The sequence below is a fragment of the Massilia pinisoli genome (genome assembly GCF_024753285.1).
GTDB lineage: Bacteria > Pseudomonadota > Gammaproteobacteria > Burkholderiales > Burkholderiaceae_D > Telluria > Telluria pinisoli.
The window spans coordinates 136,101-149,797 of the sequence record NZ_JANUGW010000010.1; the positions used below are offsets into that span (position 1 = coordinate 136,101).

At 61.4% G+C, this 13,697-nt stretch carries 7 protein-coding genes; 1 reads left to right on the forward strand and 6 read right to left on the reverse strand.

The window, feature by feature from the left end; genetic code table 11:
* Positions 1-207: 207 nt before the first annotated feature.
* From NX784_RS15515 to tssE, 6 genes are all read right to left on the reverse strand, one after another.
* Complete coding sequence (locus NX784_RS15515; protein ID WP_258817583.1) at positions 208-642, reverse strand: hypothetical protein; 435 nt, start codon at positions 640-642, stop codon at positions 208-210.
* Entirely contained in the window at positions 639-5,621 is a 4,983-nt protein-coding gene (locus NX784_RS15520; RefSeq protein WP_258817584.1) for an RHS repeat-associated core domain-containing protein, read from the reverse strand. Before NX784_RS15520 ends, NX784_RS15515 begins: the two co-directional genes overlap by 4 nt.
* 27 nt (positions 5,622-5,648) lie before the next feature.
* Positions 5,649-8,621, reverse strand: a complete 2,973-nt coding sequence (locus tag NX784_RS15525) for a type VI secretion system Vgr family protein (RefSeq protein ID WP_258817585.1) — start codon at positions 8,619-8,621, stop codon at positions 5,649-5,651.
* A 138-nt stretch (positions 8,622-8,759) separates the two neighbouring features.
* Complete coding sequence (gene tssG, locus NX784_RS15530) at positions 8,760-9,842, reverse strand: type VI secretion system baseplate subunit TssG (protein ID WP_258817586.1); 1,083 nt, start codon at positions 9,840-9,842, stop codon at positions 8,760-8,762.
* Positions 9,806-11,647 (reverse strand): type VI secretion system baseplate subunit TssF, encoded by a 1,842-nt coding sequence (gene tssF, locus NX784_RS15535; RefSeq protein WP_258817587.1) that lies wholly within the window; start codon positions 11,645-11,647, stop codon positions 9,806-9,808. Before tssF ends, tssG begins: the two co-directional genes overlap by 37 nt.
* A gap of 2 nt (positions 11,648-11,649) precedes the next feature.
* On the reverse strand, positions 11,650-12,156 hold the full coding sequence (gene tssE, locus NX784_RS15540) for a type VI secretion system baseplate subunit TssE (protein WP_258817588.1): 507 nt from the start codon (positions 12,154-12,156) through the stop codon (positions 11,650-11,652).
* Positions 12,157-12,363: 207 nt separating this feature from the next.
* Between tssE and tssK the strand changes: the two genes are divergently transcribed.
* The gene (gene tssK, locus NX784_RS15545; protein ID WP_258817589.1) at positions 12,364-13,695 is read left to right on the forward strand and encodes a type VI secretion system baseplate subunit TssK; all 1,332 of its coding nucleotides are present in this window, start codon (positions 12,364-12,366) and stop codon (positions 13,693-13,695) included.
* The last annotated feature ends 2 nt before the right edge of the window (positions 13,696-13,697 follow it).

Here is a 13,697-nt window from a genome sequence, read left to right on the forward strand (position 1 = left end):
AGAAAATCTGACAGGCTCCCGTATAGACGCTTGATTACACACCCTCACCATTGTCACAGATTTGTACGGCAGGGTATGTTAGTCCCCACGAGCCTCGGAGTGCGCGAGAAGAGCGCGGGAGTATTTCGAGAGGCCCGTACTTTCGTAGCCTTTGATATGCATCAATTCATACTGATGTCTATCGCCGAAATTTCCTGTCGAGCGACCTCACCGAGGTTTCATAAAGATGTCCGCTTGATAAGCACGTGGCTCGTAGGTAACTTCAACTTGTCCCCACTTGAAGCGCCATGTACGTTTCCTATTTCCTTTATTTTCAGGTGGCCTTCCGACCGCTTTTTCTACGAAACTCAATAAAAGACGATATTCGTCTTTCATCGCTTTCTCACTTACGTCATCCCACCCCTTAATAGGACTATCTAACCAGTGCAATCGTAGCCACTCAATCCCTTTGTGTCGCAAGCTGATGAAAATGCTGAACCTCATACCGTCCGTCTCAGACTCAGCATAGAAGTAAGGTCCGCCAGCGTCGGATCGTTTTTCGATTAAACCTTCGTTGGCGAGAACATCTAAATCTTCATAATTAGAAGTAGCGAGAATTTTTTTCGCGCCGAGACTGATCTGTCCTTCAGTGAAATTAATCATGGGCTTGTTAACTCCATAATTGGGCCTTTTTCCATATTCATACGATCTCTTGTGGCAACGTAATACTGTGTTCCGCCACCCGATCCATATTGGTCATTGGCTATCGCGTAAGCTTTTCCTACGCAAAGATCTTCTTTGAGTGTGAATGCCTGCACGCGCTGTCTTGGGCCATATTGAAACTGCTTAGAATTTTTCCCGGAGTGTCCCACTTGCGTCGCCTCATGGTAAGCATTAACTGATTTCTTTGATGCAGCAAGAGTAGAAGCGTCAGCAAAGAAGCCGCCTGGCTTTGTCCCGTAGGGGTATAGCGTATAGACAGTGGTTCCTTTAGGTAGGATAACATTGGACCAACGGTCCTTATTAGGATACGCATCGGAGCTTTGAAATCCAGCCGCACCGCGCGATGGATTTCTCGTACCTCCGCATGGCGTCCCGCTACACGCAGGACACGCAGCTTTCTTATTCTTGCTCCGCAAACCCAAAGGGTCTATCCAGCTCGTGGGATTAGGCGCGTACTGATAAGCATTCATCCCACCGAGCAGACCAATAGGATCTGTCGTTATGTAACGTGCGCAATCCGGGTCGTAGTAGCGATACCGGTTATAGTGCAGCCCCGTCTCTTCATCAAAGTACTGCCCCTGAAATCGTATCGGGTTCCGCATCCCGGCCTTGCGCGCCGCTTCGCTGATAGCCTCCTTCCCCTGCCCCCACGCTCTGTACTGCGCCGACCACGCAACCTTGCCCTCCCAATCCGTCAACTCCTGCGGTGTCCCCAAATGGTCGCATTGATAAAAGGCGATCTCATCCTTACCAAATGGCTCGGCTTCCTGCTCGAATTCCCCGTTCCATAGCGGATCCAGCGTGATGTCATACTTGCCATAGTTGCCCACCATGAGCGCCTTGACATCGGTGGTGGGCGCCAGTCGAAGTGTCCCGCTTCGACTGGCCTGCACCAGCGGCACGAAGCTGTCGCGCTCATACACGTAGTGCACCGTTCGTTCGCTAGCCACATAGCCCCGGTGCACGCTGCTTTCCAACGCCAGCGCGTCCCCGTCCCAGCCGTACATGGTCCGGGTCGTTTCTCGGGAGGCAGTGCCTTCTGTCGCCCGGCTGTGCTTGACAGTGCGCCGCCCCAGCGGATCGTAGGCAAAGGTGCTGACGCCATGCGAGGTCGTCGCGCGGGTCATCCGATTAAACGCATCCCATTCATACTCGGACCGCTTGCCGTGCTGTACGCGTTCCACGAGGTTGCCGCGTTCGTCGTAGCGGTAGCTGACGCCGGCATATTCCTTGAGGAGATTGTCCAGAAGCTTTGGCAGCGGCGCACGACGGGTAACGGGCTCCTGCTGCGTCCTATCATCAGCCGCCTGGATATTGCCGGCCGGGTCGAACGCGAAGGTTTCACGGCCCAAGACGCTGTTTGCCGCCAGCAGACGTCCGACCGGGTCGTAGCGGTATTCAATGCGGCCGCGCCGGCTGTCCTCCAGACTGGTCAGTTGGCCGGACAGGTCATAGTGGTAGCGCCGCAGAATCGCGGCTTGCATGCCGACCTGGATGTTGGGACGGTACTCGTCGGGGTAGAAATCCCGATCCTTCTGGCTGGCTTGCGTGATAGCGCCGAGCTGCTGTTCGATCAGGCGGCCGGCCGGGTCGTACTTCATCGTTTGCATCAGGCCGTTGGCCTGGGTGCGGCCGGTTTCCTGGTACAACGCGTCGCGCTCGAAGGAGACGAGGTCCTGCCCGTCGATCAACAGGCCGTGCACGTGGCCGGCGCCGTAAGTCAGCCATTCGACACGGTGGCCGTCGGGGCGGATGGTGCCAGTGCGCTGGTTGAGTTCGTCGTAGTGGTGGTGCCAGACCGCGGTGCGCTTATCGGGATGGAACGGGCCCTGGTAGTGCTGGTGCTCGCGCACCAGGTTGCCGGCGGCGTCGTAGAACCATTGCAGCCTGGCGTGTTCGTTCTGCGCTTCGGCCAGCTGACCGTTGGCGTTGTAGGCGAAGGTTTCGATTTGCTCCGGCTGGCCGGGAACTGCGGCACGGCGTTGCATGAGCCGGCCCATGGCGTCGAAATCTAGCCTCGTGGTCACGCCGGCTTCGGCGGTTTCGGCTAGCACGCCATTGGCTTCGTCGTAGCGGTACTCGGTGGACTTACCGTCGAAACCTTGTTCCTGCAGCAGGCGGCCAACCGGGTCATATTGAAAGCGGTAGACGCTGCCGTTTTCGTTTTCCAGCGCGGATAGACGGCCGAGCGCGTCCCACCGGTAGTGCAGACCATGTCCAAGAGCGTCGATGCGCTTCGCGATCAGTCCGGCCGCGGTGTAGCGGTAGGCGGTCGTACGTTGCAGTGCGTCGATGTGCGCCAGCAGCCGGCCTTCGGCGTCGTGGCGCAGGTGCTCTTCGCTGCCGTCGGGGTGGATGACGGCTTCGAGCTGACCCGGATGGTTGCCGCCCTCGCTGTGCGCTTGCGCCACCGTTTCCGCATTGAGCGGCGTGTAGCGGTAGCGGGTGACGTTGCCGGCGGCGTCGATGCTCTTGACCAGTCGTTTGCGGTCGTCGTATTCCCAGTGGCTGCTGTGCCCGGAACAGTCGGTGTAGCTGGCGAGCTGGCCGTCCGGGGTGTACGCGAGTTTCTTGACGCCGCCCTTGGCATCGGTCACTTCGACTGGCCGGCCGGCCTTGTCGTACGCGTATTCGGTCTTGTTGCCGCGCGGGTCTGTTTCCTCGACCAGATGGCCTTGCGCATTGTAGTCACGCATCCAGGTGCCACCTTCGCCGTCGCGGATGCCCGTGACGCGGTGTTGGCCGTCATACTCGAAGTGGACCTGGCTGCCGTCGGCGCGGGTGTGCGTGAGCAGGTTGCCGTGCGCATCGTAACGGTGATGCTCGCTGGTGCCGTCGGCGTGGACGTGACGGACGACGTTCTTGGCGTCGTCGCGGAAGAGCCATTCCTCGAGCTCGTCCGGATACACGATGCGGTAGGTGTAGCCGGCGATATCGTAGTAGTAGCGGGTCTCGTGGCCGAGCGCGTCCTTGACGTAGGTCAGGCGGATGTTCTTGTCCCATTCGAGCCGGGTGTCGTAGCTGCCGTCATCGGCCCATTCGCGGATCGCTTTCGCATGCGCGCCGCTGTCGATGCTGGTGTCGTAGGCGAGGTTCATGCCGCGCCCGGTGCGGTCGGTGTAGCGGGTGACGAGGTGGCGGTCGTACTGGTAGTGCCACGCGGCGGCGTTTTCGTCCTGAGCGCGGATCAGGTCGCCGTGGTCGTCGTAGTCGTAGGCGGCGAGCTGACGCACCAGCTTGCCGTCCTTGATTTCCCATAGCGCGCGGATGCAGCCGGTATCAAGGTCGATCTGGGTGCCGACTTGGGCGACGGTAGTCTCGCCCTGCTTGCTGATGATGTCGCTGAGCACCTCCTCGCCGGCATATGGGCCATTGGCAACGACGTGGTCGTAGCGCAGGCCGAGGGCGGCGCCGTCGCGGGCGTGCAGCGCGATCAGCCGGAAATGCGCCTTGCCTAGGTCGGCTGCCTTGGCGCGCACGGTGTCGGCCAGCTCGTAGGTTTCGCGCCAGGGACTGGCTTCGCCTTCCGGCAGTGGCTTGCCGAAGTCGAGCGTGAGCAGGGTGATGCTCATGCGGGTGAGCGTGATTTGTTCGACTGGGTCGTAGTGCCGCTGGCCGATGTCCAGCCACGGATAGCGATGGCTGCGGCCGTCCGCGGCGTGATAGAGCAGGCCGGCGGGCTTGCCTTGGCCGACGACGTCGATGCGCGTGCTGTACGGCGTGAGCCAGCGCGCACCGAGAATGCTGTGGTCATAGGCGGTCAGCTGGCTGCGGTAGGCGCGACTCCACTCGATGGGAAGCGGCGCATCCAGTACGAAGTCGGTGTGGGTGAAGGCTTCGGCACCGGTCGCGAAGCTGATGGAGTGCGCAGTGCCGCCTTTTGCGGGGCACAACTTGCAGGCATTGGCATCGCCGATGGCCGGGCTTTGCCGGCTGATGACACCCAGCTCGTGTCCGGGTTTGTTCTTTTTGTGGTCCGCGCCCTTGGCCGATGGGACCATCGCTGGATAGCGCTTCTTGTGCTTGATGACCGCGTCGCGCATCCGCATCAATATCCACCGAATGCTCATCTGCGCCTGTTCGTCGGCCAGGGCGGCGAGCTTGCCGCGAAACGCCGGCTTGAAGTCGGTGAGGTGCTTGACAATGCCTGTCACGCCCGCAACCGCGCTCTGCGGCAGCTGGCTGGCTGCCGCAGCGACAACGTAGTTCGCGGTCATCTTGTACTGCCGGCCAAGGGCGCCAAGCATGCGGCGCCAGGCGGTTTTCACCCTGGGGTCATGCAGTTTATCCTCCACCTCCGCCGGGGATGACACGTCGAAAAGCGGTTCCTTGCCGATGCAGCGATTGAGGATCTTGATCAGATCGTCGGCAATGCCGTCGGCGACGTGGGCGCAATCGTCCAGGATGCCCGCCAGCTTGCCTATCGCACCGTCGATAAAGGTCTCGATTTCGCCGGCCAGCGTGGCGTTGAGGTGCGCGATCAGTACTTCGATCAGCGCGGTGCCGAGATCCTTGACGCCCAGCGCCAGCTTTTGCCGGACCAGGTGCAATGCCGGCCGCAGGCTCATGCGCGCCGCGCTCATTCCTAGCGGCACCGGCACCACGCCGATCAGGTTGATGCCCAGGCTGACCCATTCCAGGAACTCGATTTCCTTCTTGGCGATGGTCTTTTGGACGACTCCCACCACGTCCATGACGGCGTCGATCAACGCCATGATGTTGCCGATCACCGGCAGACTGCCGGCCACCGTGCTCAGGCGCTCCAGCGTGACGTAGTCATGGCTGATCTTGCGCAGCCATTTGTCGAAGGCGGCAGCGGCGGCGCCGATGTCTTGCTGGTCTATCGTGTTGAGCGGAGCGACTGCGACTTCCGGCACGCGTTCGGCCGGCTTGGACGGGGCTTGCGTGGGTGCGGTCATGGACGTTTTTTTATCCGATGGATTTTTTCAGAACGGGGTCTGGACTTCAGTACCGATGCGCGGCAGCGATGTGGACAAACCCAGATGCGAGGCGGCGGCAGGCTCGCCGTCACCTGACGCGCCGTAGGTATTGGGAGTCATCTGGCCAATCGGTGCCAGCAGTGCTTGCGCACCGCCTTTTTGCAGCGACTGCACCGCCCTTGCCGCTTGCTGCGCGGCGTGCGCAATCGCACCGAACTTGCTGGCTGTGCCGTTGAGGCTGCCCGCCGCAGCGTTGGCGCCACCGAGCAGTGCGGCGTTCTGCGCCCTGGGCACCGGAGCAAGCCGGTCACCCGTTGCGCCAGCATCGGCGCCCGCATCGGACTGCGCCACGGTTGGCCATGCGGTTTCCTGACCGAAGTAGCTGTCTTCATCCCACGGGTCGCGCGGGTCCTTGCCGTAGGTCACAGTGGCCATTCCCATCGGCAGGCCAGCCACGCTGGCAAAGCCGTTGCCGTCGAATGTCCCCCGGTGGACGCCACCTTCGGCGTCGACGACGGTGTAGTCGCCTTGCCGGATGCCTTGGCGCCTAGCGCCTTCAAGGTTCACGTACTGGTGATACAGGTCGAGCTGCCCCGGCGGCAGCTGCACGGTCTGCGGCAGGCTTGGCGTGCCTTCGCTCTTACCGTTGACGAAGCTATGTTGCGCCGCGTGTTGGCAGCAGGTGCCGCTGGTGCCATGGACGATCCCCGATGCGTTCCAGCGACTGAAGCTGGTGCCGCCGTTGATCACCACTTCTTCCTTTGCCGTGATCGTGATCCGGTTGGCGGTATGGGTGATGTTGAGCTTGGCCAGGATGTTGACGCTGTCCTTCAAGGCGGTGATGTCGATGTCGGCGCTGGCCGCCACCAGCTTCATGCCGGCCTTGTAGGCGAACATGCGCACCGCTTCTTTTACGCTGACGAGCAGGCTCTTGCCCGCGCTCAGGCTGGTATGGCCGCCGCTGGTCAAGGCGGTGTGTTCCACGCTCATCAGGTGGGTAGAACCCTGCGTGCTCGTTTCGATGCCGGCGGGGCTGGCCAGGGTCAGGTGAGGAGCCTGGAATTCGGGGAATTCGCCTTGCGCAGGTTGGCCGCCGTGGCCTTTGATGGCGTCGACCTGCGCAAGCAGCGCGGCAGTGACCTGGTCCTGGTCGCCCGGCTGGTGCGCCCGCGCCTGTTGTGCGGCCTGCGATAGGCTGTCGTGCAATTCATGGCCCTGCGCCATGCGCGCCGACGTTTCCGCCATGTCGGTGATGTGGGCTCGCGCGTTCGGCCGTCCTTCGGTGCTGAGCAGCAGGCCTTGCTGCGCGCGCACCGCGCCCTGACCGTCGGTACGCAGCTCGAAGCCCTGGCCGCGCGCGTCCTTGCGTCCGGCATTGTCTTCGATGCGCTTGATATAGCCGAGGCTGAGCTGGCTGGCGAGATGGTCGCTCTTGAGCTGTGCCTGGATCTGCCCTTGTGTGTCATCCAGCACCAGGTGATTGCTGCGTCCGCCCGGCGTATTGCCGCCTTTGGCGGTCAGCTCGCGGCTTCTGAGTCCCGTCAGCGCCCGCTGTTCGGGCAGCTTCCACGGCGGCATATAGCTCTGGTTGTACACCGAGCCGGTCACGATCGGATGATCGGGATTGCCGTCGAGCCATTGCACGATCACTTCCGAGCCGACCCGCGGATGGCTGGCCAAGCCCTTCTCGCCGCCGGCCCAGTTGCTGCTTACCCGTACCCAGCAGCTGCCGCTTTCGTCCCGGTCCCAGTGAAACTTGACCTGGATGCGCCCGTACTTGTCGACGTTCAGGCTGCCCAGGCCTTCCGAGCCCACCACGATGGCGGTTTGCAGGGCCAACAGTCTGGTATCCGTGCTGTTGAAGCCGCGTCCCGGCCGCCACGGCAAGGCCTTGGCTTGGCAGACCAGACGGTTCTTGTACTCGGCGAGCGCATCCTTGCCCTGCAGGTAATTATTGCTGGCTTCGTGATGCACTTCCAGGATCAGGAATTCGCTGTCTTCGCTTTCACTGAAATGGTCGAGCAGCCTGAACCACCTGCCCGCGGCGACGCACCGATTGTTGCCCTGCGCTTCGTACAATTTAGCGCGCGCTTCGATTTCTTCCATGCGCAATTGCGAAAGACGGTAGGCGCTGGACTGGTCCTTGAATCCGTAGTGACCCTCATAGCTGTGCACTTCCAGCTGCGGAATCTCGCCTTGTTGGTTGATGGTGACGGTATCCGCATGGATCGGACGCGGATTCTTGAAGTCAAAGCCGCTCACCGCCGCTTGTCCGGAGGTCCACTGGCGCTGTGGGCTCCACTCGCCGATTGCGTCCTCTTCGACCGCGCCGCCGGCACGGTGGAAGCGGATATCGGGCGACGGCCCGTCGATCGGCGCCGCACCGCGGGTGTCGTCGCAGACCCTGAGCGTATGGCCTTCACTGTTGTGCTCGAACCAATAGCTGTAGCCCGCCGCTTCCCAGCGCCGGCACAGGTAGTTGTGATCGGTTTCGTCCCATTGCGTGGACATCGTCAGCTGCGGTTGTTCGCCGGCGACTTCCCATTCCCACACAGGCAGGCCGCCGTAGCCGGCGAAGATCGTTTCCGCTTGCTCGCGCAGGCTGCGCGCATGGAACAAGCGGTTGTTCCGACGCAGGCGCGCGTACGCCAGCCATGGTTTCAAGACGGCCTCATAGAACGCTACGCCGCCATCCGTTTTGACCAGCTTGAACGACGTGACATAACCGGTGAAGGGACGGAGGCTGCCGTCAGCCAGTACCAGCGAGATGCACAGCAGCTTGCCGTGCATCGTTTCGAGTTCTATCCTGGCGTCGTCACTCAGAAGTTCCACCTTGAATTCGAAGTCGCGCGACAGGTATTCCGTGCCTGCGAACCGGTTCACCATCAGCCTGGCTTGCGGGCCGTCGTTCCTCGGGAATGACAAGCGCAACAGGCGGGTGCTTTGGTGGGCTTCCAGCAGTGCTTGCAGGTCAGTCATCGTTTTGCTCGTTGGGCTTTGTTGAATTCAAGATGCTCGAAGCTCTTGACTGTAGTTATTAAATTCCGACCAGCCAGTGACTAAACACAAGTCCTTGCGACGTTGCGCCGCGCAGAAATACACCCATCGGCAAACCCTTCACGCTAATTCGATGTCGTAACACACATCGCTGCGGTCCCGGTCCTGTGGCCCATCGACCAGATAAGCATTCCACCCGAGACGGCCCGCGTGATCGTCACCGAGCGTAACGCTGCACACGTCAGCGGCCCGCAGCACCAGCTCGATCTCGTACTCAAGCGCGAGACCGGTGAACAGCGCAAGCATGGTGCGCAGCGCACGTGCCGCCGTGCCATCCGGTAAGAAGGAAGCGAAGCCGACGGTATCGAGCGGACCGACGATCAAGCGCAGGCGCAAGTCGCGTTGCCAGACGCGCGCGCCGCTGATCGCCGTCGTGCCGAGGGTCGCGTTGGGATGGCCGAGCTTGCTCTGCTGGGGGGCTGGGATCGCATACCAAGCACCAATAAATTGTTCGGCGTGTACAGGCCGGCCGAAATATTCGGACAGGACGCGCGCGATCTGCACCGCGGACACCGGCCGGTGCCGGATCGAGGCGGCGAAATAGCCGATCGTCGCTGCCGGTACGCCACCGATCTCGTGCGCGTGCTTGCGTGTGCGCGGGCCTCGGTTGCCGAAACCCGCCAAGTCAAGCAGCAACGGCAGAAAGTCATCCTCGTCCCGGTTCTCACAGCGCAATGCGAGCCGGTATTTTTTCCAGGCGCCATAAAACAGGGCGAGCGAGCGGTTCGACAACGCGTCGAGGAAGGCACGCGGTCCATTGTCTTTGTGATGCAACTCATGTTCCGCAATGCGCTCGGTGTAATGTGCCGGCAGCACGCCGTTACCGCTCAGCAGGCCCATGAAAGCGGGCCTGACGCGGATGTATTGCAGCGTCGAATGTTGCACTGCCGTGGCCAACGCAGGCGCGTCGTGCGCCAACTCGCGCGGTTCGGTGGCGATCGCCTCCAGTTGGCTCGCGGGGAAACCCAGCGAGGTCGAATTCTCGAAGCGCAGGAAACAATTGACCACGTCCGCCTGCTCGACGCCGCGGCGCCGCAGCCAGCGTTCGAGAATGCGCACCGCCTGGAAGTAATCGAAGCGATAAGGCTCCTCGAACAGGCGCTTGATTACAGGAGGTTCAATTCGCCGCTTCTCGGTAGGCATGTGAATAAGGCTTCCCCGCTTTTGTTGGAGACGATCACCAACTGGGTAAAACTGTTGGCGTGCACGTACAGCGCAAGAAAGCGTTCGATGAGTTGGCCGAATGCATGGATACCGCTGCCGACGAAGGCGTCCTCGTCGACCGCCAGCCGAACTTCGACACCCCGCACCAGGCACGGAAACGGATTGCCGGGCAACCAGGCGGTGATTGCTCGCTGGCTGAGCCCGGCGATACCGCCGATCTGGCGTTGCGAGGACGGCGAACGCGGCAAGTCGTACAGCGCCAGCGTTTCGCGCAAGGCGTCGGCGCCGCCGGCGCTCAGCGACAAGTGATTCAGCGCCAGCAGAGAGATCAGGCGCCATCGGACGTTATAGCCGCGCTCGAAGTGGTAAGCCGTCGTCGGCTTGCGCAAAAAGCTGATCGAACACAAGTTTGAACCGCCTTCGAGGAACAAATCGCCGCCGCGCTGGCCATATGGAAGCAGGGACGGCAAGTCCCGATTGGTGCAAGTCAGTTCGACGTTCAGCGTGCTGGTCTCGACCTCGGCTGGATCGAAGTCGATGTCGACGATGGTGATCTGTGTCTCGAAGCCGGGGCTTTTGTCGGCGAGTGTGTCGTCGTGCCGCAATGCCCAGTAATGACCGTTGTGTTCCGGCTCCTGCGCGTGCTTGAGCGAATAAAAGGGGCGGAATTCGACGATCGATTCGCCTTGCGGCGTCTGGCGTACGAGGTTGACGGATTCGATCGCATAGACCTTGTAGGCGAAGGCGCGGCGCGCATCGGCCAGCACGGGGTAGCTGGCGTTGGCGTGCGTCAGACGAATCGGCTCGCCACGCTGGCGGAACAGATTCACGACCGGCGTACAGCCGAGCACGACATTGTTGGTGCTGAGCGTGCCCAGCATGCGTGCCAGGTTCGAGTCCGAGCGGATGCCGGACAATACGAGATGCAGGGTGAGCGTACGCGTGTCAGGCGGCAGGACAGCGGTCAGCGTGCCAAGATCGATGTCGAAAAAATTGAACTTCTCGGGAAAGCAAAAGTATTCGGTCAACAAACGATAGGCGGTGTGCGAGCGCGCCGGAAAATCGATCAGCGCCTCGTTGTCGTCGAAGCCGGCCGGGCTGAGCGGGATGGTGTCGAGCTTTACCCAGCGTCCATCGCGCTCGCCCTCGACGTAGGCATCGATGCATCGCATGAACAGCGTATCGCGCAACGCCGCACAGAATGAAGGCTCGCCATCGATGAAGACGCGCAGCTTCGGTAGCGAAAAACTGTGTAGTGCGAGCTGTCCCGCGGTCGAGTTGATCGTGATGTCGACCCCGGCACCGGCGCCGGCAGGCAGGCGCACGGCATCCGGCGCCTGGACGATGGCCTCGAAGCGGGCGTGCGAAATCGCCACCTGCGCGATCGTGACCGGGTAGACGGTTCGAAAGCTGCAGGGCGCGCCACGGATCGCCCGTGTGTTGAGCTTGGTGCCGCGTGCGATGACGCAGGACGTGGGCTGCTGCTCGGTGCCGCCGATGTCCATGCGCGCGATCGAGCACGAGGGAAAGGGGCGGACGTAGTGTGGATACAGGACTTCGAACAGCGCTTCCGTGAATTCCGGGTAATCGTCGTCGAGGCGCTTGGCGATGCGTGCATTGAGCAGGGCGAACGACTCGATCATGCGTTCGATGTGCGGATCCTCGCATACTTCGCCACTGATCAAGAGTCGGCCGGCGATTTTCGGATAACGCTCGGCGAAATCGCGCAGGTGACGCCGAAGATAGCCCAGTTCCTGCTCGTAGTAAGGAAGTAATTGTTCCAAGCTCAGGTTCCCACACGCGTCGACGTCGAAACGGCCCGGCCCGTCTTGCTGATGCTGTAGTGCAGGGACGATGGCTGCAATACCGCATCGAAGTTCACGGCTTCGTGTGAGGTGCTGGCGACGAGCGTTGCGGTGATTGAAAAGTTCAGACGGTTGACGATCTCGTCGTCTGCGTCGAGCGAGGCTTTGGCATTGCGCAAACGTGGTTCATGGAGCTCGATTGCTTTTTCCAGGCAGGCGCAAATGTAGGCGCGGTCGGCGGGGCTGGACAGCGAGCGGGCAGCGAAATCGTTGAGACCGTAACTGACCACCGAGCGGCTGCATTCCGGATAGGCTTTCAACAGATCGTCGGGCAGCGCCGAACGAGTATTCAGCAACGCCTCGAGGTCGCGCGCGACCATATCCTTGAGCTCTTCGAGCGAGAGGCGCGAGAGCGCGGCATCGCCCGTTGCGCCGCGTACCGGCACACCGAGCAGGCGATCAAACAGTCCAGGCGTGAAACCCCGCATCGTCCCCTCCCCGCGCCGGTGGCAAACATTCCAAAGCGAAATATTTGCATAGACCGCGCCGAAAAAACAGCGAAGTATTAGCAGGCAAGCGCACCTGTTGAGCGACCGCAATCCTGCACGTTGTTGGGGTATAAACGCATGTCGGAAGGACTAATGTTTGCTGCTGGCGCTGAAGACCTTAAGACATGATTCGGAGAGGAGAGCGGCATGAGCGGAAAGATATTGTGGGGCGAAGGCCTGCTATTGCGTCCGCAACATTTCCAGCGCCAGGACCAGTATCACGAACACCGCTTGCACAAGACGATCCACACGCTGCAACCCTATGCCTGGGGTGTGGAAAAGCTGGACGTCGACCGCGATGCGCTGGCCAGCAATGTGCTGCGCATCCTCGCATTGTCGCTGCGTTTCCAGGATGGAGAATGGGTCGACGCGCCCGCCAGCGATGAGCTGCCGGCCAGCATCGACCTGAGCCAACTGCCGCAGGGACAACAGCAGGTGACGTATTACGCCGCGCTACCCGCGCTGAAACCCTTCGGCGGCAATGTCGGCCAGGCAGGCACTGCGACGCGCTTCGTACAAGCCAACCACGATACGCCAGACCTCTACACCAAGGCCGCGAATGTGCAGATGGCTTGCCTGACCACGGCGGTACGCCTGATCTCCGAATTCGAACCGCGCGATGCCTACTTGACCTTTCCCTTGCTGCGCCTGCGCCGCACCGGGGCCGCGGGTTTCGAATTGGACGGCAGCTTCGTGCCGCCCAGCCTGTCCGTGGGGACGACGTCGGCCCTTGCCCTGCAACTCCGCCGCTTGCTGGATGCCTTGCAGGCCAAGGTCGGCGCCTTGATCGGGCACCAGCGCGAGCCGAGCCGCAACGTGATCGAATTCCGTACCGGCGACATGTCGTCGTTCTGGCTGTTGCACACGGCCAGCAGCGCCTGCGCCACGCTCAACCATTACGCACAGCATCCGGGCGCGCATCCCGAGCGCTTGTACGAGCAATTGCTCGGGGTGGCCGGCAGCCTGATGACGTTTTCCAAAAGCTGGACCCTGGCTGATTTGCCGCTCTATCAGCATGCCGATCCTGGTCCCGGTTTTGTCAAATTGCACGGCATCATTCGCGACCTGCTGGATACCGTGATCTCTTCCAAATACTTCGCCATCGCGCTCAGTGAAACGCGGCCGTCCTATTATCACGGCATGCTCGACTCCGGCAAGATCGACGACAAGACCACCTTATATATCGCGGTCTCGGCCGACCTTCCCGCACTCGAACTGGTCGATGCGGTACCGCTGCGTTTTAAAATCGGCGCCCCGGACGACGTCGAGAAATGCGTGCTGGCCGCCCTGCCTGGCGTGCGCCTGCAATACACGCCGCAATTGCCGGCCGCGGTGCCGGTGCGGCCCGACACCTGGTACTTCATGCTGGAAGGGAAGGGGCAGATGTACGAACGCATGCTGCAGGCGCAATCCGTTTCGATTTATGTCCCGTCCGGGATCAAGGAACTCAAGCTGGAATTGATCGCCGTCGTGTCATGATT